The organism is Rhodoplanes roseus (genome assembly GCF_003258865.1).
GTDB classification, from domain to species: Bacteria; Pseudomonadota; Alphaproteobacteria; order Rhizobiales; family Xanthobacteraceae; genus Rhodoplanes; species Rhodoplanes roseus.
Map to the genome: position 1 here is coordinate 1 of NZ_NPEX01000974.1, position 242 is coordinate 242.

General features: G+C 64.0%; 1 protein-coding gene. It reads left to right on the top strand.

The window, feature by feature from the left end:
- Positions 1-21 precede the first annotated feature (21 nt).
- A partial coding sequence (locus CH341_RS33240) for a CbiQ family ECF transporter T component (RefSeq protein ID WP_245431367.1) occupies positions 22-242 on the top strand: 221 nt, incomplete at its 3' end.

The window sequence follows — 242 nt, forward strand, 5'->3', positions numbered from 1 at the left end:
GTTGCGCGGACGCTCAAACGCATGGCGATGATGGACAGCTTCATCATCTTCCTCATCGCCATGCTGCCCTTCACCGTGCCGGGCGATGCGATGTTCACCGTCTTCGGGTTTCCTGCCAGTTGGCAGGGGCTGCGGCAGGCGGCAGAGATCGCGCTGACGGCGAATGCCGTCATCCTGGCCTTGATGGCGCTCGTCGGCTCCACCGAGCCGGTGACGCTCGGCCATGCGCTCAGGCGTTTGAT